The following is a 22,459-nucleotide window of genomic DNA, read 5'->3' on the forward strand; positions in this document are numbered from 1 at the left end:
GCGGCGCCGCTCACCAGTGCAGTTCGCCGAGGTCGAACTGCAGCTTGGCAAACACCTCGGTGCTGCGGCTGGGTGCAGCCGGCAGGCCGGTGGCCCCGCGTGTGGCACCCACGTAGAGCACCGTGCCAGCAGAGCGCCGCCAGGCATAGGTGAGCGACTGCGCGGTTTCCGCATCCTTGCCGCTGCCGGCACGCTCGAAGCTGCGCCGCTGCAGGATGAGCCGCACCGATTGCCGCGCAGCCACATGCCAGACGCCCAGCAGCTGCACCGCGGTTTCCTCGTAGCGCCCTTCCACCGGGTTGTCGAGCACCAGCGCCTCCAGGCGCGGATGCAGTTCCAGCCACCGCAGAGGCCGGGTCTGGATGTCGACGCCGAACTTGCGTCCGCTGACCACGCGGCCGTCGGCATTGGCGGACACATCCACCATGCGGCCGGTGTCGAACCATGCTTCGGCCAGCGGCACCCATTCGGCCGGCGTCGTCTCCCCCCAGAGGTGCACGTAGCGCGCCTGCTGCAAGGGAGCCCCGGCGCGCACCCGCAGCTTTTCATCGGGCACCAGCTCGATCATGGCCTCGCTGTTGTGCGCGCCCGCCACCCACAGGCCCGGCACCCAGCGCTGCAGCACCGCCTGGCCGGTGCTGCGCTCCTCGGTGCGCTGGGTGTTGAGGTACAGGTTCACCTGGTTGAAGGGCCCGAGGCTGAACCACTGGTGGCCGTGGTTTGCGACGAGCTTGCGGATGCCCGCCTGGGCCACGAAACCGGCGTCGTTGCGGAAGCCCTCGCTGATCTCCTGGTAGCTCACATCTGTTTCGCTGTTGTCGGTGCGGCCGTAGAGGTCGAGGTAGGCCAGCCCGCCCCTGCGCGCCGCACCCTGGCGCAGCACGCCCTCCGGGTCGGCGAAGGCGGTGGTGCGCGAGCCCATCGCCTGCGCCTTCAGGCGCCAGCTGTCGGTGATCAGCCACTGGCCGTCGGCCCCCGCCACCATGTTGTCGCCCGCGCTGCCACCCGCGGCATCGTCATAGCGCCGCCCGGCGACGATGCCGCCCAGCGACACGCTGCCCAGGTGCCACAGCCCGCGCGACATCACCGCGTCATTGGCGGGTTGCAGGGCGAAGCCGGTGCCATAGGCGCCGGGGATCGGCGTGAGGCCGCCGCCCTTGTCGCGCAGGGCGAGCGCGGCCGCGGTGAGCCCTTCGCCGCGCCAGGTGCCGCGCACGCCCCAGCGCGGGTCGTTGATGCTGCGCATGTACAGCGCGTCGGTGGGCGACACCAGCAGGTCGCTGGACTCCAGGAAGAACGGCCGCTTCTCGGTGAGGAAGAGCGCGAAGCGGGTGTTGCGCGACAGCTGCGGCTCGTCCAGCGCCACCTGGGAAAAATCGGGGTTGATGGTCGCGTCCAGCACCAGCTCCGGGCGGGGACGCCACTTCAGGTCGAGCGAGGCCTTGGCTTCGCTGGCAGTGTCGCGAGGCGCATCGTGGGGCCGGTCGTCGGTGCGGCGCAGCGTGAGCGTGGGACGCACCTGCAGGAAGTTGCTGTCCACCGGCGGCTCGAAGCCCTGCAGCGGCTGCAGCATGTCGATGAAGGACAACGCCTCCTGCGGCAAGGGCACCGTGAGCGTCAGCGTGACGTTCTCGCGCGGGATGCGCCGGCCCACCATCAGGCGCCAGCTGCCGCTGCGCGCCGTGTAGCGCAAGGACGAGTACGGCACACGGAACACCACGGTGTAGCCCTTGTCGTGCCGCGACACCGCGCTGTCGAAGTCGAAGTCGGGTGAGAAGTCCTCGCTGTCGTTGGCAGCCGTGTGCAGGCCGTCGCCGGTGGAGCCCGAGGCGCTGACGCGGAAGAACTGGGCCGCCTTGCGTGCGCCGATCGGGTCGACGTAGAGCACCACGAAATCCTGCGTGCGGTTCACCTGGTCATGGCGCACCAGCGGCGCGCGGATGCGCTGGGGTTCCGGGTCTAGCGCCGTCACGCCCACGTATAGCGCCTTGTCGTCGTACAGCACCTGCACCTGGGTGTTGTGAGTGGGCGCCACGCCGCGCACCGGCTGGATCACATAGGTGCGCTCGAACACCGGAGCGCGCTGCCAGGCCGGATGCGCCAGCGTGCCGTCCAGCACGATGTGCTCGTCGGGCTGCAGGCGCACGGCCTGGATGGGCTGCTCGGCTGGACTGTCGGCCGCGCGGGCCAAGGTGAAGGCGCCCGCGGCGGCCAGGCAGGCGGTGAGCACGGCGGTGCGCAGGAAGCGCGGGCGGCGTTGCGGGCGGGTCATCGGGGGTGCTGGGGTTGAAGGGCGGGCGCGATTGTCGTGGCAGCCGTGCGGGCGGTGCATGCTCGCCTTCCCCCTAGGATGCGCGGCTGTTCGCTGCTTGAGCGGGTGGTCGATGGTCTCCTGCCACGAACGTTCGAAGCAAAGCCCCGGACGGGCGGCCGCGTGCGCCTCATCCGCTGGCCCTCGCGGCGCAGTTGCTAGCCTTTCAGAACCAGCGACCCTTCCGGGTATCGCGCGCACATGAATTCCACGAACGCGCGCACCTTCGGCGAGGGCAGGCGACGAGACGTGTGCAAGACCCACAGCGCGACCTCCACGTCCGAGACGGCGCCCCACTGAACCAGTTCTCCGCGGCTGAGCTGGTCCCACGCGATCGACTGCGGCATCAGCGCCGCGCCCGCGCCGGCCACCGCTGCGTCGCGGATCATGAGAAACGATGAAAGCCGCAGCTTCGGCAGCGGCTCGATCACCAGGCGCCCTCCGTCCAAGCGCCAGTGCGTCGGCTGGAAGTTAGCAGACACGACAGCCGGTACCGGCAGGACGGCGCCGGGTTCGGGCATCGGCACCGAAGGCGCCGCCACGACCACCAGCCGGTCCTTGGCGAAGCAGCGACCCACCAGGCTGCTGTCCGGCGAGGGGTTGACCCGGACCGAGACGTCGAACTGCTCTTCCACCAGGTCGACGATGCGGTCGTCCGACACCACCTCGAAAGTGACCTCGGGGTAGGCCGCGCAGAACTCGGCGCAGATGCATCCCATCGCGAGCTGGGAGAACAGCACCGGCGCCGCGACACGCAGGCGGCCGCGCGGCGTGGCCTGCCCCTCTCGTGCGGCCGTCACCGCGTCCACCATCTCGTGCATCGGCCCTTCGGTGCGCGCCGCCAGCAGCTCGCCGGCCTCGGTCAGCTGGATGCCGCGAGCGCTGCGCTCCACGAGCCGCACCCCCAGTGCCTCCTCGAGGCCGGCGATGCGGCGCGACAAGGTGGCCTTGGACCGGCCGCTGGCGCGGCTGGCCTTGCCGAGACCGCCGCTCGAAGCCACCAGAGCGAAGTCGGCCAGCGCATTGAGATCCATGATGTTCCAATAGTGAAACGAGGTGTCTCGATTCTGCCGTCTTCGTTCCGATCCCGGAACGACATATCGTTTGATCTCACACACCAACCCTTCCCAGGAGATTCGAATGAGCGTCCTCGTCATCGGTGCCACCGGCACCATTGGTTCCCTCGTCGTTCAAGGCTTGGCCGCTGCAGGCGCCGACGTCCGGGCCCTCGTCCGCACAGCAGGCAGGAAGCGCTTTCCTGAAGGTGTCACCGAAGTGGTCGGTGACCTGACCGATGTGCCCTCGCTGCGAGCAGCGTTCGCGTCGGTGCGCACCTTGTTCCTGCTCAATGCGGTGACGGCCGACGAAGTCACGCAGGCGCTCGTTGCACTCAACCTGGCACGCGAGGCGGGCATCGAGCGCATCGTCTACCTGTCAGTGATCCACGCCGAGCCGTACACCAACGTGCCGCACTTCACCGGCAAGCACACCGTGGAGCGAATGATCGAGAGCATGGACATTCCCGCGACCATCCTGCGTCCGGCGTACTTCATGCAGAACGACCTGACAGTCCAGCAAGTGATCCGGAGCTATGGCGTCTATCCGATGCCGATCGGGTCGGCAGGTGTCGCGATGGTCGACGCGCGAGACATCGCCGACATCGCCGTCTCCGAACTGCTGCGACGCGACAAGGCCGCCGACGCACTGCCACGCATGACGCTCGACCTCACCGGTCCGGAAGTGCTGACCGGTCACTCCGCGGCCAAGGCCTGGAGTGCGGCGCTGGAGCGTGAGATCGGCTACGGCGGCAACGACGTCGTGGCCTTCGAAGGCCAGATGGCGCAGTTCAGCCCGTCGTGGTTTGCCTATGACATGCGCCTGATGATGTCGGGCATCCAGACGATCGGCATGCACGGAGCCGAAGCAACGGTGGACCGGCTGGAGGAGATCCTGGGGCACCCGCTGCGCAGGTACGCCGACTTCGTCAAGGAGGCGATCGAGGCCGCTTGATCACCGGCGCATGCGCGCGCCCGGGCGGTGCGCAGGCGGAAGTCGCCTCCTGGCCAGGCCCGGAATGGGCATGCCGGTTGCACGCCTTCTCGAACCCCTACAGCGGCGCCAGCCTGCGCGAGGTGGACTGGACGCCGCGATCGGTCGTGCACCATGGACCCGAACCAGGCTTACCGGTTCATCTACGACAACCTGCCGCACGGGGTGGTGCTGCTCGATCGCGAGGGGGCGGTGCTCACGCTCAACCGCGCAGCGCTGGCGGTGCTGGCGTGTGCATTGCAGGCCCCCACCGGCGTGGGCCACAACCTGCTTCCCGGCCTGGCGCAGCCGCATCGAGATGCGCTGCGGGATCTGATCCACCGCGTGTTCAACGGCGACACAGGCGCGCTGCAGTTCGAACTCGGCGCGCCCGGCGGCCCCGGACGCTGGCTGGAGCTGCACGCTGCGCCGATGCGCGACGCCGGGGGCCGGCTGCTGGCGCTGCTGGGAGTGGTGCAGGACGTTACCGAGGCGCGATGCACGGTCGAGGCACTGCGCACGAGCGAAGAGCTGCACCGGCTACTGGCCGAGAACTCCAATGACCTGATCACGCTGCGCGAGATCGACGGCACGCCGATCTACGGCAGCCCGTCGTTCGCACGGCTGATGGGCCGCCCGCCCGCGGAGTCGATGGAGATGCTGCTTGAGCGCTTCCACCCGGAGGACCAGGCGATGGGCCGGCGTGCCTGGGAGGAAGTGGTGCGCGGCACGCCACGCTACACCACCTTCCGCTACCAGCACCTCGATGGCCGGTGGCATTGGCTCGAGGCCTGGGGCACGCTGGTGCACTACGGCGGGCGGCCCTGCGTGCTCAGCGTGAGCCGCGACATCACGCGCCGCAAGCAGGCCGAGGATCTGCTGCGCGAATCACAGAAGATGGAGGCCATCGGCACGCTGGCCGGTGGTATCGCGCACGACTTCAACAACGTGCTCGCCGGGATCCTGGGCAATGTGTCGCTGGCCCTGGAAGACCTGGACCCCGCGCACCCGGCATCTGCCCGCCTGCAACAGATTGAGAAGTCGGGACTGCGCGGTCGCAAGCTGGTGCAGCAGATCCTGGCGTTCGCGCGGCGTCAGCCCAAGCGGCTGGTGCAAACTGCCCTGGGACCGCTGGCGCGCGATGCGGTGGACATGTTGCGCACGACCCTGCCCTCCAGCGTGCAGCTCGCCCTGGTGCTGCACCCGCAGCCGGTGCACGCCGTCGTCGACCCCACGCAGGTGGCCCAGGTGGTGATGAACCTCGTCACCAACGCCTGGCAGGCCTTGCCCGATCGCACCGGGCGCATCGAGGTCGGGATCGAACCGATGCTGCTCAACGCGGCGGATGCGCAGCGGCTGGGGTGCCATGCGTCGGAACGACACGCTCATCTCTGGGTGCGCGACGACGGCATGGGGATGGACGAAGCGACCCGCGCGCGCATCTTCGAGCCCTTCTTCACCACCAAGGTCACTGGGGGCGGTACCGGGCTGGGCCTGTCGGTGACGCGTGGCATCGTCGCCGAGCACGGGGGCTGCATCCTCGTCGACAGCAGCCCCGGCGCGGGCAGCACGTTCCATGTGTATCTTCCCGCGTGCGAGAGGCCCGCCGCCGGCGAACCGACCGCGTCGCGCAAAGCCGCACGCGGGCAAGGCGAACGCATCTTGTACGTGGACGACGACGACGTGATCGTGATGATGGTCGAGGCGATGCTGCGCCGGCTCGGCTACCGCGTGTGCACCTGCAACGACGCGCAGCAGGCGCTGGAGCTGGTGGGCAGCGATCCCGCCGCGATCGACGCGGTGGTGACCGACTTCAACATGCCCGGCAGCTCGGGGCTCGAGGTGGCGCGCGCGCTGGGCCGCATCCGCCCCGGCCTGCCGGTCGTCATCACCTCGGGCCACATCACCGCGCAGCTCGAGCGAGAAGCCGCCCTGGCCGGCGTGCCGGCGCTACTGCAAAAGCAGGACATCGCCGAAGAGCTTGGGCCGTTGCTGCAGCGGGTGCTGCACCCCGCGGCTCCTGGCTGATCGGAGGGCACCCTCGCGCAGCGAGCGCCGGCAGATGAAGCGCCGGCGGCTGCCCGTCCGATGGCTTGGCTCGCTCGGTCGTGGCATGCAGGCACCCCGGCCCTGCCCCTATGATCCCGATCCGTCCGCTGCTACACCGTCTGCCGATGCAACTGACGCTTCGCACCGCACGCTGGCTGCTGCTGTTCAGCGCCGCCCTCAGCACCTCCCTGCCCGCTGAAGCTGCGGCCCCACCGGCCGCACCCCGCGCAGTCGCCCCGCGCGGGCCACTCGCGGCGGACGAGCTCAACAACATCGCCGTCTTCAAGGCCGCCTCGCACTCGGTGGTGAACATCACCGCGCTGGGCTACGAACGCGACTTCTTCTCCACCAACGTGCAGCAGGTGCCGCGCGGCACGGGCACCGGCTTTGTCTGGGACGACAAGGGCCACATCGTCACCAACTTCCATGTGATCCAGGAAGCGAATGCCGCGCGCGTGACCCTCGCCGACCAGACCAGTTATCGCGCGCAGCTGGTCGGCGTGTTCCCCGACCGCGACCTGGCAGTGCTGAAGATCGATGCGCCCATGGCCAAGTTGCCGCCAATTCCGGTGGGGGTGAGCCGGGACCTGCAGGTCGGTCAGAAGGTCTACGCGATCGGCAACCCGTTCGGGCTGGACCAGACGCTGACCACCGGCATCGTGAGCGCGCTCAACCGCGAGATCGAATCGGTGACCCGGCGCACCATCCGTGGCGCGATCCAGACCGACGCGGCCATCAACCCCGGCAACTCCGGTGGCCCGCTGCTCGATTCGGCCGGCCGGCTGATCGGCGTGAACACCGCGATCTACAGCCCGTCAGGCGCCAGCGCCGGCATCGGCTTCGCCATCCCGGTGGACGAGGTCAACCGCATCGTGCCGCGGCTGATCCGCGACGGCCGCATGGTGCGTCCCACCCTCGGCGTGACCGCCGCGCCGCCCAGCCTGAACCGCGCGCTCGGCCTGCCCGCGGGCGTGGCGCTGGTGCGCGTGCAGCCCGGCGGGCCGGCGCAGCGGGCGGGGCTGCAGCCCTTCACCCGCGGCAACCAGGGCATCGTGCAGGGCGACGTGATCACCGCCGTGAACGAGGAGACCATCGACACCCTCGATGACATGCTCAACGCACTGGAGCGCCTGCAGCCCGGCGACAAGGCCACGCTGACGGTGTCACGCGCCGGCAAGTCCCGCAAGGTGGCGGTGACGCTCGCAGAGTCGGAGGACTGAGGGAATACGGTTTGCCGCTTGCCCTGATGCACGTCCCGGAGCCCGCGGGGGCCACCCTGCCCTGCCGAGGCGATCTGCGCAGTGCCCAGCACGGAGGATGTCCCCATGAGCACCCTGATCGGCAAGTTGTCGCCCAGTGTCACCAACCTGATCCGCATGGACCATGCGCATGTGCTGGCCACGTTCCAGCAGTTCCATGCCGGCACCGGCGTGCGCAAGAAGCAGGCGCTGGTGGAAAGCGCCTGCCTGGCGCTGGAGATCCATGCGCAGCTCGAAGAGGAGATCTTCTACCCCGCGCTGCGAGAGCTTGCCTCGGACACCACCATCGTCGAAAAGAGCTTTCCTGAGCACAGCGAGATGCGGCGCCTGATCACCCGGCTGCGCGGCATGGTGCCCACCGACCCCGAATACGACAACGCCTTCATGGAGCTGATGCGCGACGTGATGCACCACGTGGCCGACGAGGAAACCACCTTGCTGCCGGCGGCCGAACGCCTGCTGTGCGAGCGGCTAGGCGACCTGGGCGCGGAGATGACGCGCCGGCGCCTGCAACTGCTGGGCTCGCACGCCGGGGAGATCGCATCCAACACCCTGCGCTCCTTCCCCGAAAGCGCGATCGTGATGGCCTCGGGTGCGATGGCCGCGGGCGCTTACCTGTTCGGCCGCGCGGGCGCGCGGCCGGGGCCAGGGCCGGCGCCGCGCTGACCTGGCGGTTCAGTGGGGGAACGCGAGGCGCTTTTCCAGCAAGCGCTGCAGTTGTTCGAAGGCCAGGCTGAGCACCCAGTACACACCCGCCGCCGCGATGTAGAGCGGAAACGGCTGGAAGGTGGTGGAGATCAGCTCCTTGGTGGCCAGCATCAGCTCGGTTACTGCGATCACCGACACCAGCGAGGTGTCCTTGATCAGGCTGATCAGGCTGTTGGACAGGCTGGGCGCAGCCACCCGCAAGGCCTGCGGCGCCACGATGTGGCGCAGGGTCTGCAGGTGCGTGAGCCCCAGGCTGGTGCCGGCCTGCCACTGCCCGCGCCCCACCGCGGCCACCGCGCCGCGCAGGCTCTCCGACAGGTAGGCCGCCACGTTGAGCGTGAGCGCAAGGATGCCGGCGGTCAGTGGCGAGAACTCGATGCCGATGCTGGGCAGGCCGTAGTACACGATGAACACCTGCACCAGCAGCGGCGTGCCGCGAAAAGCGCTCACGTACAGCCGCGCCAGCACGTCCAGCACCGGCACCGCCAGCACCCGCACCAGCGCGATCACCAGCGCCAGCGACATGCCCAGCACCATGGCGGATACCGCGAACAGCAAGGTGTAGCCGGTGGCGCGCAGCATCACCGGCGCAGCCAGCTGGAACAGCGCCGAGAGTTCCATCGGTTCAGGGCGCCACGGGCGGCTTGCTCACGTCGCGCGCGAACCACTTGATGGAAATCTTCGCGAAGCTGCCATCGGCCTTCAGCTCATCCAGCGCCTTGTCGATCGCCTGCTTGAACTTGGGGCTGCCCTTGCGGAAGGGGATCGCGTTGCTCTCCACCGCGCCCAACGGCGCACCGGCCTTGACCGGCAGCTTGGTCTTCTGCGCGAGGTAGGGGATGAGCAGGCTGTCGTTGATGGCAGCGTCGATCCGGCCGGTGGCCAGGTCCTGCAGGTACTCCGGCGCGCCGGGGTACACCTTCACCTCGGCGCCTTCGATGCCGCGGGCCAGCTCGGCATAGTTGCTGCCCTGCCCCACGCCGATCTTCTTGCCCTTGAGGTCGGCCTTGGTGGCCATGGGGCGCGTCTCGTTGGCCCGAACGATCAGCTGCGCGGCAGACACCACGTAGGGTGCGCTGAAGTCGAAGGTCTCGCGTCGCTTGTCGGTGGCGGCCACCTGGTTGACGATGACGTCGTACTTGCCCGCCTGCAGGCCGGCCAGGATGCCGCTCCACTCCGTGGTGGTGAACTCGGGCTTCACACCCAGCTTGCCGGCGATCGCCTGGGCGATTTCCACGTCGAAGCCGGTCAGCTTGCCTTGTTCGTCACGGTAGTTGAAGGGCGGATAGGTGCCTTCGAGCGCGATGCGCAGGCTGCCCCGCTGCTTCACCTCGTCCAGCAGGTCGGCGGCATGGGCTGCCACCCCGGCGCAGAGCGCAAGCGCCACGCCGGCAGCACGAAGAAACGACGACAGGGAGGTCTTCATCGGTGTGTTCATGAGTGGAGGAAAGAGGCGATGTTGCCACCGCCCCTTGCTCAACCACCGAGCATGGACATGCCGATGCAGAGGATGTGCTTGCCCCGCTGCGGCAGGCGTCGCCAGCGCTAGGAGCGCGAGCCCGCCTGGCGCAGCCGCTGGAACAGGTCGTCCGCTGCGATGAGGACCTCGGGCGGTGCGTCCAGCGGCTCGTTGCGGCCACCCGACGCGGGCGCCGCGGCCAAGCGCATCGCGTCCAGCCGTTCGATGGCCTCCACCGCACGGTCCATCGCCTCGTCCATCATCTTGCAGACCTCGTCGAAGTCCGGCGGCACCTGGCACTGCACCTGCGGGTCGGCGTCCAGCATCTGCTTGGCGGTGATCAGCAGGCTGCGCGCTTCGCTGGACATCTGGCGCACATGCTGGCCCAGGCGTTCGGCCGTCTGGTACAGCGCCATCACCTGCAGCGCGCTGCCGGGGCTGGTGTCCGCCTCGGCGTCGCCAGCCAGGCGCGCGCGCCCCAGCACGGTGAGTGCGCGTGCCGCCTCCATCATGGTGGCAACATCCCTGGCTCTGTCCGCAGCATGGGCGAACAGTTCAACAACCGACGGCTTCATGGGGCACCTGTGGCTCAAGTCATGGGCAGCTTAACTGTTACAGCTGGGCAAGCCGTATGCCCTGGATGAGCGGTCACCCCCTGACCAGGGGCCTTTCGGCATGCAAACTGCTGGTTTGTTTCATGGCCGAATCCACGATGACCGACAGCCCGCAGCGCCCCCGGCATTTCTCGATGATCCGGGGGTTCCACCTCGCCGACTTCCTCACCCTGGGCAATGCCGCGTGTGGCGCGGGGGCGGTCTTCCTGGCGATGCTCTACATGGCACGCCCCAGCCTGGCGCACCTGTTGTGGGCAGCGGCGATGGCACCCGCGGCGCTGGCCTTCGACGTGCTGGACGGGCGGGTGGCGCGCTGGCGCCAGCAGCATTCCGCGCTGGGCCGGGAGCTCGATTCGCTGGCCGACGTGATCTCCTTCGGCGTGGCGCCCGCCGCGCTGGGCTTCGCGGTGGGGCTGCAAGGCGGCTGGGACGTTGTGGCGCTGGTGTACTTCGTGTGCTGCGGCGTCAGCCGGCTGGCGCGCTACAACGTGACCGCCGAAAGCCTCTCGGCCGGTGCCGACAAGGTGGCCTACTTCGAAGGCACACCCATCCCCACCAGCGTGCTGATCACGGCCGTGCTCGCTTTTGCGGCCTGGCAGGGCCATGTGGGCGAGCAGCTCTACGGCGGCTGGTGGCAGCTGGGCCCGTGGCAGTTGCATCCGCTGGCGCTGCTGTATGCGCTGTCGGGCACCGCGATGATTAGCAAGACGCTGCACATCCCCAAGCTCTGAGCAGGGCTCAGTCCCACAGCCGGCCTTCAACCGCGAGCCGCCGCAGGCCTGTTAACTCCGCTTACGTCACTGATTGTTTCAGCAGGGCCGTAAGTCACGCTTGATCACCTTTGTGTCATTGGCGCATCGATCGGCTGACGCTATCGTCTGCCGCGCCGAGCGGGATCCCTCACAACAAGAAACGGACACCGGCGCTGCACCTCGAGTGCAGCGTCGTGCGTCGTCCTTCTACAACTCGAATCAAGCAAGGAGTTCCGCCATGACACGCACATTCAAGCCCCGGCAGTTGCTGCTGTGGGCGTTGGCCGGGTTGGCTGCCAGCCCCGCATGGGCCGACCTCTCGGCCGTGGTGGCCATCGAGCCCACCTCGCGCAAGGACGGCCTGATGCTGTCGCGCCCCGCCCTGGAAGCGCAGCTCGGCAAGCTCACCGGCCAGACGGTGAACGTCACCACGACGGAAGACCTCACCGACGCGATGCGCGCCACGCGCAGCGGCGGTTATGACCTGTTCATCGCGCCGGCCCAGGTGGCGGCGTCAGCCCTGGCCCACGGCTACGAGCTGATCGGCTCCACCGAGCCGTCCGAGCAGTACGTCATGGTCGGCAAGCCGCAGATCGCCTCCACCGGCGACATGCGCAAGGGCCGCATCTACCTGCCGCAGCAGGATTCGATCTACACCTACATGGCGCGCGGCATGCTCAACCAGAGCGGCCTGTCGTTCAAGGACCTGCGCACCGTGGAGTTCGCGCGCTACCCGCAGGCGGGCCTGACGGCGCTGATGCTGGGGCTGTCGGACGCCACCGTGATCCGCCGTGGCGACTATGACGCCTGGGTGAAGGAGAACCCAGGCGCCGGCAAGGTGCTGGCCACCTCGGGAGCGGTGCCCGGCGGGTTCTCGGTGGCGGTCAAGAAGGATCTGCCGCCCGACGTGCGCACCAAGATCGCCAAGTGGTTCGCCACGTCGGCGCCGGCCTGCGGCATGAAGCCGGTGGCCTCGCGCGCGGAACTCACCGAATACAAGGCGGTGGCCCAGCTCGGCACCTTCACGCCCAAATCCTTGCCAGGGGCCACCGTGGTGAGCGCCGGCGAGGTGATGCAGATGATGGCCCAGGGCGCCGTGGTGGTGGACACCCGCAACGACAAGGAATACAAGGCCAAGCACATTCCGAACGCGCTCTTCGTGCCCTACCACGAGAAGAGCCTCAAGGACGTGGCCTACGACCCCGCGCTGGACGACTTCTCCGGGCTGGACAAGCTGGACCCATCCAAGCCGACCATCTTCCACTGCAACGGGCCCGAGTGCTGGAAGTCCTACAAGGCCAGCCGCGCGGCCCTGGCCAAGGGCTTCAAGCAGGTCTACTGGTTCCGTGGCGGCATGCCCGAATGGGAGACCAACGGCATGCAACTCGCCAAGGAATAGGCTTTACGGGCGTCGCACGCCACAGCGGTGCGGCCAAGTCGCGCCCGGCAGGTGCCGGCGCGGGATGCAGCGCGGTGGGCGGACTGCCGGGGCGGGCGCAAACGCCGCGCCGAGAGCGCCCACGATGCGTGCCTTAGTTGGGACGGCGCTGCTGCACCGGCGGCGGTCCGCGGCGCTCGAGGTGGCGGAAGGTGATGCGGCCCTTGCTCAGGTCATAGGGCGACAGCTCCAGCGACACGTTGTCGCCCGCGAGGATGCGGATGTGGTGCTTGCGCATCTTGCCGGAGGTGTAGGCCACCAGCTTGTGGCCGTTTTCCAGCGTGACGCGGTAGCGCGAGTCCGGCAGGATCTCATTGACCACGCCGTTCATTTCAATCAGTTCTTCCTTGGCCATGGGGCGGTTCTCCTAAGGTTGCAGGGATGCGGGTTCGTTGGCGGCGACGGCGGGGCCGCCGACCCAGGTGAGGCCCTGGTCGGTGGCGTAGCGGATCGCGGCTTGGGGGGTGTCGAACAAGGGCACGAGGCGCAGCACACGGTCATGCGTGGCGCTGCCGCGGCCGGTTCGGATGGACACAGAGGCGGCGTAGCGGCCGTCGTCCAGTCGTTTGGTCAGCGGTGAGACAAGGTACTTGCCTACTTCGATCGATGTCTTGATGCGGTACTTTCAGCGGCCCGCGGCGCGGCTCGTCGGCCACTGCGGGGATCTTGCGAAAAACAGGCTTGCCCAATGGCAGGCCGAGGACACCAGGCCTTCTTGGGTGCTGCCTTGCAGGGCTGTTCGCTGCGAGGACATGGCCGATCGGGCCTGTTGACACTACCGAAGCAATCGGCGGCCCTGATCGGGAAAGAAGGCGCTGGTACTGAAGACGCCGATGGCGTTCGGAATGCCGCGTTCCCGGAGGTACAGGCAGCACGCCATCATGGCGAATGGCGGATTTTACCACCTGCCGGTTCGGTCAGTGTGAGCAGGATGTCCGCGTACCAGGCGCAGTTGAGTCCGAGCGACTCGTCCTGCGCCTCGCGGTTGCCCATGTCCAGCCGTGCCGAGTGCACGCCCAGCAGCTTCCAGGGCAGCGGATTGGCCGCCGTGACGGCGCCCTGCTGGCGCATGACCACCGGCGCTCCGCTGGTGCCCCGGTGGGTGCGGGCGTCAGTGAGGAAGTAGCCCTGGCCCTGGAAGCGCAGGCCGAAGGAGGACGCGATCACCGCCTGCCGCACCACCGGCAGGTGATGCAGCGTGTCGTGGAAGCCGAGCGGGAAGCCGACGATCAGCAGCGGCGAGCCCACCTCGATCTCGTCGAACGAGCGTTGCAGGTGGGCCGGTGTGAACACCTGGACGGCGCTGGGCCGGGGAAAGGCCGCCCGATCCAGCTCGATCACCGCCACGTCGATCTCGCCGGCCGCGTCGGTGCCCTGGCGCCAGATGCTCTTGCCGTCGCGGTACAGCAGCACCGAGAAGCCGGTGGACCGCGTGAGGTTGCGGGCGTCGGTATGGACCTCGATCTCCACCCGGTCGGGGAAATGCTTGCTCGGCTCGTCGATCAGCACATGGCGGCTGGTCACCAGGAAGAGCCGGCTGTCGCGCTGGAAGAAGAAGCCGCTGGCATTGGTGAGCGCACGCGGGCCGTCGAAGGTGCCGATGCGCGCGGCAGTGAGCAACAGGGGTTCGATCACGGGCATGGGGTTTCTCCCTTGCATCGACAGAGGTACACCGGGTCTGCCAATGCTATGGTCGGTGCTTTACAAGGACATGCATGACCACTACGACCGACGCGCCGGCCGCTGCCCGCAAAGAAGCCCTGCGTAACACGCTGCTCGCCACGGTCGACCTGCTGAAACGCCGCCGCGCCAGCGACATCGCCGAGGACGACATCGACGCCTACGTGGCGCTGAACTGGCTGGAATGGAACGGTGGCGGCCTGCGGCTGACCACCACCGGCGACAACGTCTGCAAGCAGCTGACCTCCCGCCTGGGCTGAGCCGCTCACTCGGCGATCAGTGCGGCCGTGCGCCGCACGTCGCGCTCGAAGGCGGCGATGGTGTGCTCCGAGATCGGCGTGTGCAGCAGCACCGTCCGGGCCACCTCGGCGTTGTGTTCGAAGGTCCCCAGCAGGCCTGCACGCATCTCAGGCGGCAGCTGGCTGAGCAAGGCGGTGACCAGGGCATCGAGGGCAACGAGGCTGCCCTTCAGTTCGCAGATCCGTTCGGTTGCGTCTTGCAGGTTCTTCATCGCTGTCCCCAAAAAGAAAAAACCGCGGCTGAAGGCCGCGGTTTTCATGTGGCCCGCGTGAACGGGCCGCGGTGGCCAATCAGGCTGCCGGACGGATGTTCGAAGCCTGGGGGCCCTTCTGGCCCTGCGTCACTTCGAATTCCACGCGCTGGCTTTCGGACAGGCTCTTGAAGCCGCCGCCTTGGATCTGGCTGAAATGGGCGAAGAGGTCCTTGCCACCACCATCAGGGGTGATGAAGCCGAAGCCCTTGCCTTCGTCGAACCATTTCACGGTGCCGGTTTGAGTCGTCATATCGATTCCTTTCAAGTGATGCGCCGGCACATGCCGACGCAGTGCAGAGACGCCAAGAAAATCATCAATACGAGATTCGACCGGACCCGCCAGCGAGCGCTGACGGAAAACAGAGGAGACCTTCAAAGAGACGGGGTCTTGTGCATACCTACGGCGCGCATAGTACACCGTGAACCGATGCACTTGACGCGAGAAGTGGCATCGCCACCAAAAAGGGAGTCTCATGAAGATCGATTTCGTCTCCGATGTGTCGTGCCCCTGGTGCGCCATCGGCCTGAATGCGCTGGAAAGCGCACTGGCCCGCGTAGGCAACAAGGTGCAGGCGGAGTTGCACTTCCAGCCGTTCGAGCTCAACCCGCAGATGCCCAGGGAGGGTGAGGACGTCACCGAGCACCTGAGCCGCAAGTACGGCACCACGCCGCAGCAGGCGGTGGCCAACCGCGAGGCGATCCGCCAGCGCGGCGAGTCGGTGGGCTTCACCTTCAACATGGACAAGCGCCAGCGCATCTACAACACCTTCGACGCGCACCGGCTGCTGCACTGGGCGCAACTCGAAGGGCGCCAGCGCGAGCTCAAGCACGCCCTCTTCGAGGCCTACTTCACCGACGGGGAGAACCCGAGCGACCATGAGGTGCTGGTGCGGCGCGCGGCGGCGGTCGGGCTGGATGCGGAGAAGGCCCGCGAGGTGCTGGCCTGCGGCGCCTATGCCGACGAGGTGCGCGAGCGTGAGCGCTTCTTCCAGGAGCACGGCATCCACGCCGTGCCGGCCGTGATCATCAACGACCGTCACCTCATCCAGGGCGGCCAGCCGGTGGACGTGTTCGAGCGCGCGCTGCGGCAGCTGGCTGCCGCAGGCTGATCACTCCTGCTCCACCCGCAGGATGGGCATGGTGGTCACGTCGGCCACGCCCTCCAGGCGGGCGATGTGGTCGCGGTGGTCGTTGAGCTCCTGCATCGAGCCCACCGCCAGCTCGACCACCAGGTCGATGTCACCGCTCACCGAATAGCAGCGCCGTGCGCCCGGCATCGCATTGATGCTGCGGATGGTGTCCGGCAGCGGCGTGCGGCGCAGGCGTAGCAGCACGAAGGCCCGCACGCCGGCACCGGCCACGTCCTGCGCCAGCTCCGCACGGTAGCCGCGAATCACCCGCGCCTGCTCCAGCTTGGCGATGCGCTCGCGCACGGAGCTGCGCGCCAGCCCTACCTTCCCTGCGATGGTCTTCAATGGCAGCCGAGCGTCCTGCTGCAGCAAGCGGAGGATCTGAAGGTCCTTGTCGTCCATGGCTGGGCGTCACTGTGGTGCGCCGGCCGTCAAAACGACGGCCGATCCGTCAAAGCGGCGGTGCGTCGGCACCACCTGGCATGAGAGAGTGGGGCCATGTACCGCAGGGCCGCCACCATGGGACTGATTGTTGCCGCATCCACCCCTTCTCACAGCGAGGCGCCATCCCAACGCAGCGCCCGGCACCGCGCGATCAACCCGACCGGCGTGTCGTACTGCCAGGCCCACGAGGTGAGCGGCTTCTCGCGCCTGCTGTTCGTGAGCGGCCAGGTGCCCGCCGACGCCGACGACCGCGTGCCGCCCGACTTCCGCAGCCAGTGCCGCCTGGCATGGCGCAATGTGCAGGCGCAGCTGGAGGCGGCCGGCATGGCGCTGGACGATCTGGTGAAGGTGACCGTGTTCCTGTCCGACCGGCGCCATCGGCAAGAGAACTACCAAGTGCGCACCGAAGTGCTGGGGCCGCGCTCGCCAGCGCTCACCATCGTGATCACGGGGATCTACGACGAAGCCTGGTTGCTCGAGATCGAGGCTGTGGCCGCCGCATGAAGCCTCTGCGCCTGCGCCTGGCCGCGGTGGCGCTTGCCTGCCTGGCCGCCGATGGCGCCTCGGCCGCAGAGACTGGGACACCGCAGCGCTGGACGCCGGCGCCCTTGTCCACCGATCAGTACGAATCCTCGCCCAGCTTCACGCCAGACGGTCGGGAGCTGTTCTTCATGCGGGCTGACCGGAAGTTCCAAAGCTATCGCCTGCTGTGGTCGCGCTGTGAGAACGGGCGCTGGAGTGCGCCGCAGGCGCCGCCATTTGCGGCCCCGGCACCGGTGCTCGAGGCCGACCCCTTCGTCACTCCGGACGGCCGGCAGCTCTACTACGTATCGTCGCGCCACGCGCATGCCATCAACGGAGGCGACGACCTGGACATTTGGGTGGTGGACCGCGGCGCCGATGGCCGCTGGGGCGCGCCGCGCCGCCTGCCCGAGCCGGTGAACTCCAGCGCGTCCGAGCTGCTGCCGCGCGTGGACTCCGCCGGCCGCATCCTCTTCGGCTCCAGCCGGCCGGGCGGTTTCGGTCAGGGCGACATCTACATCGCCACGCCCCAGGCCGACGGCAGCTGGCGGGTGGACAACGCGGGCCCGCCCATCAGCACCTCTGACAACGAGTACGAAGCCGAGCTGTCGCGTGACGGCCGCACCATGGTGGTGGTGGCCGACCGGGGTGACCGCTCGCACCTCTATCGCTATGCCCGCGACACGGACGGCCGCTGGCGCGAGCAAGGCCGTATCCCGGCCCGCGCAGACGTGTTCCAGGTCGGCCCGTTGTTGTCGCCTGATGGCGAGCGCCTGCTGTTTGCACAACAGGATGGCGAACGCTCGGGCGAGATGTTCCTGGTCGACCTGGTGCCTGCGGCCCGCGAGGCGTGGCCGCCCCGCTGCGGCCGCTGACGCCTCACTGCCCCGCGGCACCGCGCTGTTCCGTCGTTGCCCAGCCCCCGCCCAGCGCACGGAACACATCCGCTTGCGCCGCGGCCAGCGCACGCTGCGTGTCGGCGTTCTGCGCCTGTGCGGTGAGGGCCGCGCGTTCGGCTTCGATCACATTCAGCCGGCTCGCCTCGCCACCCTGGTAGCGCAGCCGCGTGAGGTCGGCCGCACGCACCAGCGCCTGGGCCCGTTGCTGCCCGGTCTGCAGGCTGGCGCGGGCCTCCTCGTGCGCAGCGAGCGCATCGCGCGCCTCCTTGAAGGCATTGGCCACGCTGTCGCGGTAGTCCAGCTCCGCCTGCATGCGCCGCGCGCGGGCGGCCTCGTTCAGGGCATCGATGCGCCCGCCGTTCCAGATCGGCTGGGTGAGCGAGGCCACCACGCTCCAGATCAGCGACGGGCCATCGGTCAGGCGCGACAAGGCCACGCTTTCGCGCCCCACGTCGGCCGTGAGCGCGATGCTGGGGAAGTAGGCCGCACGCGCCGCGTCCACCCGTGCACCGGCGGCACGCAGCCGCGCTTCGGCCGCCTGCACATCGGGGCGCCGCAACAGCAGATCGGACGGCAGGCCCGCGGGCAAGGGGCTGGCGATGACCACCGGCCGGGTGGTGCTGCGTGCCACGGCCCCTTCGATGAGCGCGCGCGGTGAACGGCCCAGCACCAGCGACAGGGCACGCTCCGCCTCGCCGCGGGCGCGGTCCAGCTTGGGCAGCAGCGCTTCGTTGGCCAGCAGTTCGGCTTCGAGCTGGCGGATGTCCAGCTCGCCGATGTCGCCACCCTTGAAGCGCAGCTGCTGCAGCCGCAGGCTGTCGCGCTGCGCGTCCACTGCCTGGCCGAACAGCGAACGTTGCGCGTCCAGCGACTGCAGCGCCGCATACGACTGCACCACCTGCGCCACCAGTGCGGTGCGCAGGGTCTCGCGCCCGTACTCACTGGCCAGCAGCTCTTCGCGCGCGGCGGATGTCGCATTGGCCGCCTTGGCCCACAGGTCCAGCTCATAGGCGATGCCCAGCGTGGCCTGGTAGCTGTTGCCCACCGGGGAAGCGTCACCCAGCGGCACAGCGCCGTTCTGGCTGGCGCGTGCGCGGGCGCCGGTCAGGTTGGCATTCACGCTCGGCAACTGCCCCGCACGCGCGGAGCGCAGCGCGGCACGCGATTCGTCGATGCGCGCCATCGCGCGCGCCAGGTCGCGGTTGTTCTTCAGCGCCTCGTCCACCAGCACATCCAGCTGCGCATCGCCGAACTGCTTCCACCAGTCGGGCGCCACCGGGGGCACGGTGGCGGTGGCCTGGGGCAGCTCCAGCGCGGGCGTTTCATGCACAGTGCCACCGGGCACGGCGCAGGCACTCAGCACCGCCGCGGCGACCGCGGTCAACAGCAGCGCCCTCATGCCGGCTCTCCTTGTGCGCCGGCCACCGGGCCTGTGCCGTGATGGCTGGGATGCTGCAGCGCCGTGCCATGGCCGGTGCGGCGCGCGCGTTCGGCTTCGGCCTGGATCTCGGCCGTGCTGCGCGCCTCGCGCAGTTTGCGGGCGGTGATGATCTTGAAGAACATGGGAACAAAGAAGATGGCCAGGAAGGTGGCGGCCAGCATGCCGCCCATCACGCCAGTGCCCACGGAGCGGCGCGCTGCCGCGCCGGCGCCGGACGACAAGGCCAGCGGCAGCACGCCGAGGATGAAGGCCAGCGAGGTCATGATGATGGGCCGGAAGCGCAGCCGCGCCGCCTCCAGCGCGGCGGCCGATGCGCTCATGCCCTCGTGGTGCTTCAGCGAGGCGTACTCCACGATCAGGATTGCGTTCTTGGCCGCCAGGCCGAGTAGCGTGACCAGGCCGATCTGGAAATACACGTCGTTGGTCATGCCGCGCAGCCACACCGCCGCCAGCGCACCGAAGGTGCCGAAGGGCAGCGCGAACAGCACCGACAGCGGCAGCGACCAGCGTTCGTACTGCGCCGACAGGATGAGGAACACCATCAGCGCGCCCAGCAGCAGGGCGATGCCGGAGGTGCCCGACGAACGCTTCTCCTGGTAGGACGCACCACCCCAGTCGAAGCTGAAATCGGGCGGCAAGGTCTCGCGTGCGATGCGCTCCACTTCGGCGATCGCCTGGCCCGAGCTCACGCCCGGTGCCCCCTGGCCGAAGAGCTTGACGGCCGGCAGGTTGTTGAAGCGGTCCAGCGTCTCCGGGCCGGACGAGAACTTCACCGTCGCCAACGCGGACACCGGCACCATCTGCCCGGTATTCGAGCGCACCCACATGCGGCCGATGTCATCCGGCCGCTTGCGGAACGAGGGCTCGGCCGACATCAACACCTGCCAGGTGCGGCCGTACTTGTTGAAGTCGTTGACGTAGTAGCTGCCGAGCGTGGATGACAAGGTGTTGAACACCTCGTCCACCGGCACGCCCAGCGACTTGGCACGCTCGCGGTCCACGTCCACGTACAGCTGCGGCGAGGTGGCGCGCCACAGGCTCTGCACGCCGGCCAGCAGCTTGCTCTGCGACACCGCGCCCTGGAACTGCTGCATCACCTCGGCCAGGCGCTTGGCCCCGCCCTCCCCGCGGTTCTGGATGTAGAACTCGAAGCCACCGGCCGTGCCCAGGCCGAAGATCGGCGGCGGGTTGAAGGCCAGCACCAGCGCCTCCTTGATGTGGCCGGTCTTCATGAACAGCTCACCCACCAGCGCCTGCACGGGCACCGGCCGTTCGTCCCAGGGCTTCTGCGTCACGAAGATGGTGGCCGCGTTGTTGCGGTAGCCGCCACCCAGGAAGTCGAAGCCGGTGAAGGCCACCACGTCCTGGTTGAACGGGTTGGACTTCATGATGCCGATCACCTCGTTGACCACCTTGTCGGTGCGCTCCAGCGAAGCGCCGTCCGGCAGGATCACCGCCGAGATGTAGAAGCCCTGGTCTTCTTCCGGCACCAGCGATCCCGGCGTGATGCGCCACAGGCCCACGGCCAGCGCCACCATGCCGGCGAACAGCAGCAGGCCGATGCCCGCGCGCCGCACCAGGAAGCCCACGCCCGCCACGTAGCGGCCGGTGATCTTGTGGAAGAAGTTGTTGAAGGCCGTGAAGAAGCGGCCGGGCGACCGGTGCTCCTTCTTGAGGATCATCACGCACAGGCTGGGGGTGAGCGTCAGCGCCACGATGCCCGAGATCACCACCGCGATCGCGATGGTCACGGCGAACTGGCGATACAGCTCGCCGGTGAGGCCGCCCAGGAAGGCGATCGGCACGAACACCGCGCACAGCACCAGCACGATCGCGATCACCGGGCCGGACACCTCGCGCATCGCCTTGATCGCCGCCTCGCGCGCGCCCAGGTGCTCCTCATGCATGATGCGTTCGACGTTCTCCAGCACCACGATCGCGTCGTCCACCACGATGCCGATGGCCAGCACCATGCCGAACAGCGTGAGCGTGTTGATCGAGTAGCCCAGCATCAGCAGACCAGCAAAGGTGCCGATCAGCGACACCGGCACCGCCACCACCGGGATGAGGGTGGCACGCCAGTTCTGCAGAAACAGGAACACCACCGCGATCACCAGCACCATGGCCTCGAGCAGCGTCTTCACCACCTCCTCGATGGACACCTTCACGAAGCGCGTGGTGTCGTAGGGCACCGAGTAGGTGATGCCCTTGGGGAAGCGCTTGGCCAGCGTGGCCACGGTGCCCTCGACTTCCTTGGCCACGTCCAGCGCATTGGCGCCCGGCTGCAGGAACACGCCCACCAGGGTGGCCGGCTTGCCGTTGATGCGGCCGATGAAGTCGTAGTCCTTGGAGCCCAGCTCCACCCGGGCCACGTCCTTCAGGCGCACCGAGCTGCCGTCGCCATCGGCGCGCACGATGATCTCTTCGAACTGCTTGGGGTCGGACAGCCGGCCCTGCGTGGTGATGGTGTAGACCATCTCCTGCGGGCCGCCGGTGGGCGACTGGCCCACCTTGCCGGCCGCGAACTGCGCGTTCTGCTCGTTGATGGCGCGTGCCACGTCGGCGGTGGTGAGCTTGAGCTGCGCCAGCCGGTCCGGCCGCAGCCAGATGCGCATGGCGTAGTCCTTGGCGCCGAAGATCTGCACGTTGGTGGTGCCGGGCACGCGCTTGAGCGCGTCCAGCACGTTCAGCGTCACGTAGTTGCTGATCGCCAGGTCGTCGCGGCTGCCGTCGTCGGAAAAGAAGGCCAGCACCTGCAGGAATGCGGAGCTGCCCTTCTCCACCGTCACGCCCTGGCGCCGCACTTCCTGCGGCAGCTTGGCTTCGGCCTGCTTGACGCGGTTGTTGACGATCTGCGCCGCCTGGTCGACGTTGGTGCCGATGTCGAAGGTCACCTGGATGGTGACCACGCCATTGGACGTGGAGGTGGAGCCCATGTAGATCATGTGCTCCACGCCGTTGATCGCGTTTTCCAGCGGCGCGGCCACGGTCTGCTCGATGACCTCTGCGCTGGCACCCGGGTACACCGCGGTCACGCTCACCACCGGCGGCGCGATCTCGGGGTATTGCGCGATCGGCAGGGCGCGCGACGCGGCCAGGCCGGCGATCACGATGAAGATGGACAACACGGCCGCAAAGATCGGCCGGTCGATGAAGAAGCGGGAGAACATGC

Annotated in this window: 23 protein-coding genes; 10 read left to right on the plus strand and 13 right to left on the minus strand. The window is 68.4% G+C overall.

Annotation, left to right across the window (positions count from 1 at the left end):
* Nucleotides 1-10 precede the first annotated feature (10 nt).
* The gene (locus tag VPH43_RS03300) at nt 11-2,272 is read right to left on the minus strand and encodes a carbohydrate binding family 9 domain-containing protein (protein WP_328576236.1); all 2,262 of its coding nucleotides are present in this window, start codon (nt 2,270-2,272) and stop codon (nt 11-13) included.
* A gap of 197 nt (nt 2,273-2,469) precedes the next feature.
* A complete protein-coding gene (locus tag VPH43_RS03305) occupies nt 2,470-3,345 on the minus strand; it encodes a LysR family transcriptional regulator (protein ID WP_328576237.1) in 876 nt (291 codons plus the stop codon).
* A 106-nt stretch (nt 3,346-3,451) separates the two neighbouring features.
* Between VPH43_RS03305 and VPH43_RS03310 the strand changes: the two genes are divergently transcribed.
* The 4 genes from VPH43_RS03310 to VPH43_RS03325 all read left to right on the plus strand — a co-directional run bounded on the left by VPH43_RS03310 (nt 3,452) and on the right by VPH43_RS03325 (nt 8,313).
* On the plus strand, nt 3,452-4,321 hold the full coding sequence (locus tag VPH43_RS03310) for an SDR family oxidoreductase (RefSeq protein WP_328576238.1): 870 nt from the start codon (nt 3,452-3,454) through the stop codon (nt 4,319-4,321).
* Nucleotides 4,322-4,474: 153 nt separating this feature from the next.
* Nucleotides 4,475-6,367 carry a hybrid sensor histidine kinase/response regulator gene (locus VPH43_RS03315; protein WP_328576239.1) on the plus strand — a complete coding sequence of 631 codons (1,893 nt, stop codon included), beginning with the start codon at nt 4,475-4,477 and terminating at the stop codon, nt 6,365-6,367.
* 146 nt (nt 6,368-6,513) lie between these two features.
* Nucleotides 6,514-7,608, plus strand: coding sequence for a S1C family serine protease (locus VPH43_RS03320; protein ID WP_328576240.1), 1,095 nt, complete (start codon nt 6,514-6,516; stop codon nt 7,606-7,608).
* 105 nt (nt 7,609-7,713) lie between these two features.
* Nucleotides 7,714-8,313, plus strand: coding sequence for a hemerythrin domain-containing protein (locus tag VPH43_RS03325; RefSeq protein ID WP_328576241.1), 600 nt, complete (start codon nt 7,714-7,716; stop codon nt 8,311-8,313).
* A 9-nt stretch (nt 8,314-8,322) separates the two neighbouring features.
* On the opposite strand, the gene VPH43_RS03330 is transcribed toward VPH43_RS03325, so the two are convergent.
* The 3 genes from VPH43_RS03330 to VPH43_RS03340 all read right to left on the minus strand — a co-directional run bounded on the left by VPH43_RS03330 (nt 8,323) and on the right by VPH43_RS03340 (nt 10,326).
* Entirely contained in the window at nt 8,323-8,976 is a 654-nt protein-coding gene (locus VPH43_RS03330; protein ID WP_328576242.1) for an amino acid ABC transporter permease, read from the minus strand.
* Between the two features lie 4 nt (nt 8,977-8,980).
* On the minus strand, nt 8,981-9,781 hold the full coding sequence (locus VPH43_RS03335; protein WP_442909220.1) for a transporter substrate-binding domain-containing protein: 801 nt from the start codon (nt 9,779-9,781) through the stop codon (nt 8,981-8,983).
* Between the two features lie 119 nt (nt 9,782-9,900).
* Entirely contained in the window at nt 9,901-10,326 is a 426-nt protein-coding gene (locus tag VPH43_RS03340; RefSeq protein ID WP_328576244.1) for a hypothetical protein, read from the minus strand.
* A 200-nt stretch (nt 10,327-10,526) separates the two neighbouring features.
* Between VPH43_RS03340 and VPH43_RS03345 the strand changes: the two genes are divergently transcribed.
* Together VPH43_RS03345 and VPH43_RS03350 are read left to right on the plus strand one after the other, a co-directional pair.
* Nucleotides 10,527-11,159 (plus strand): CDP-alcohol phosphatidyltransferase family protein, encoded by a 633-nt coding sequence (locus VPH43_RS03345; RefSeq protein ID WP_442909221.1) that lies wholly within the window; start codon nt 10,527-10,529, stop codon nt 11,157-11,159.
* Nucleotides 11,160-11,418: 259 nt separating this feature from the next.
* The gene (locus tag VPH43_RS03350; protein WP_328576246.1) at nt 11,419-12,579 is read left to right on the plus strand and encodes a rhodanese-like domain-containing protein; all 1,161 of its coding nucleotides are present in this window, start codon (nt 11,419-11,421) and stop codon (nt 12,577-12,579) included.
* Between the two features lie 133 nt (nt 12,580-12,712).
* On the opposite strand, the gene infA is transcribed toward VPH43_RS03350, so the two are convergent.
* The 3 genes from infA to VPH43_RS03365 form a co-directional block, all read right to left on the minus strand.
* Nucleotides 12,713-12,973: a translation initiation factor IF-1 gene (gene infA / locus VPH43_RS03355; RefSeq protein ID WP_328576247.1), complete on the minus strand. Its 261-nt coding sequence runs from the start codon at nt 12,971-12,973 to the stop codon at nt 12,713-12,715.
* A 12-nt stretch (nt 12,974-12,985) separates the two neighbouring features.
* The gene (locus VPH43_RS03360; protein WP_442909196.1) at nt 12,986-13,153 is read right to left on the minus strand and encodes a hypothetical protein; all 168 of its coding nucleotides are present in this window, start codon (nt 13,151-13,153) and stop codon (nt 12,986-12,988) included.
* Between the two features lie 344 nt (nt 13,154-13,497).
* Nucleotides 13,498-14,253, minus strand: coding sequence for a S1 family peptidase (locus VPH43_RS03365; RefSeq protein ID WP_328576828.1), 756 nt, complete (start codon nt 14,251-14,253; stop codon nt 13,498-13,500).
* 80 nt (nt 14,254-14,333) lie between these two features.
* On the opposite strand from VPH43_RS03365, the gene VPH43_RS03370 reads away from it, so the two are divergent.
* The gene (locus VPH43_RS03370) at nt 14,334-14,558 is read left to right on the plus strand and encodes a hypothetical protein (protein ID WP_328576248.1); all 225 of its coding nucleotides are present in this window, start codon (nt 14,334-14,336) and stop codon (nt 14,556-14,558) included.
* A gap of 5 nt (nt 14,559-14,563) precedes the next feature.
* Here the strand turns inward: VPH43_RS03370 and VPH43_RS03375 are convergent, their stop codons facing one another.
* Together VPH43_RS03375 and VPH43_RS03380 are read right to left on the minus strand one after the other, a co-directional pair.
* Entirely contained in the window at nt 14,564-14,857 is a 294-nt protein-coding gene (locus VPH43_RS03375; RefSeq protein ID WP_328576249.1) for a hypothetical protein, read from the minus strand.
* 31 nt (nt 14,858-14,888) lie between these two features.
* A complete protein-coding gene (locus VPH43_RS03380; protein ID WP_328576829.1) occupies nt 14,889-15,101 on the minus strand; it encodes a cold-shock protein in 213 nt (70 codons plus the stop codon).
* A 223-nt stretch (nt 15,102-15,324) separates the two neighbouring features.
* Here VPH43_RS03380 and VPH43_RS03385 point away from each other — a divergent pair, with 223 nt between their 5' ends.
* On the plus strand, nt 15,325-15,960 hold the full coding sequence (locus tag VPH43_RS03385) for a DsbA family oxidoreductase (RefSeq protein WP_328576250.1): 636 nt from the start codon (nt 15,325-15,327) through the stop codon (nt 15,958-15,960).
* Here VPH43_RS03385 and VPH43_RS03390 read toward each other — a convergent pair whose 3' ends face one another.
* Entirely contained in the window at nt 15,961-16,383 is a 423-nt protein-coding gene (locus tag VPH43_RS03390; RefSeq protein WP_328576251.1) for an Lrp/AsnC family transcriptional regulator, read from the minus strand.
* 117 nt (nt 16,384-16,500) lie between these two features.
* Between VPH43_RS03390 and VPH43_RS03395 the strand changes: the two genes are divergently transcribed.
* Together VPH43_RS03395 and VPH43_RS03400 are read left to right on the plus strand one after the other, a co-directional pair.
* Nucleotides 16,501-16,929: a RidA family protein gene (locus tag VPH43_RS03395; RefSeq protein ID WP_328576252.1), complete on the plus strand. Its 429-nt coding sequence runs from the start codon at nt 16,501-16,503 to the stop codon at nt 16,927-16,929.
* Nucleotides 16,926-17,822, plus strand: coding sequence for a TolB family protein (locus VPH43_RS03400; protein WP_328576253.1), 897 nt, complete (start codon nt 16,926-16,928; stop codon nt 17,820-17,822). Before VPH43_RS03395 ends, VPH43_RS03400 begins: the two co-directional genes overlap by 4 nt.
* Before the next feature lie 4 nt (nt 17,823-17,826).
* On the opposite strand, the gene VPH43_RS03405 is transcribed toward VPH43_RS03400, so the two are convergent.
* Together VPH43_RS03405 and VPH43_RS03410 are read right to left on the minus strand one after the other, a co-directional pair.
* Nucleotides 17,827-19,245, minus strand: coding sequence for an efflux transporter outer membrane subunit (locus VPH43_RS03405; RefSeq protein WP_328576254.1), 1,419 nt, complete (start codon nt 19,243-19,245; stop codon nt 17,827-17,829).
* Nucleotides 19,242-22,457 (minus strand): efflux RND transporter permease subunit, encoded by a 3,216-nt coding sequence (locus tag VPH43_RS03410; RefSeq protein WP_328576255.1) that lies wholly within the window; start codon nt 22,455-22,457, stop codon nt 19,242-19,244. The genes VPH43_RS03405 and VPH43_RS03410 overlap by 4 nt, the downstream gene beginning before the upstream one ends.
* Nucleotides 22,458-22,459: the final 2 nt, after the last annotated feature.

The sequence above is a fragment of the Ideonella sp. BN130291 genome, assembly GCF_036231905.1.
In the GTDB taxonomy this organism is placed as follows: Bacteria; Pseudomonadota; Gammaproteobacteria; order Burkholderiales; family Burkholderiaceae_C; genus CAMLIZ01.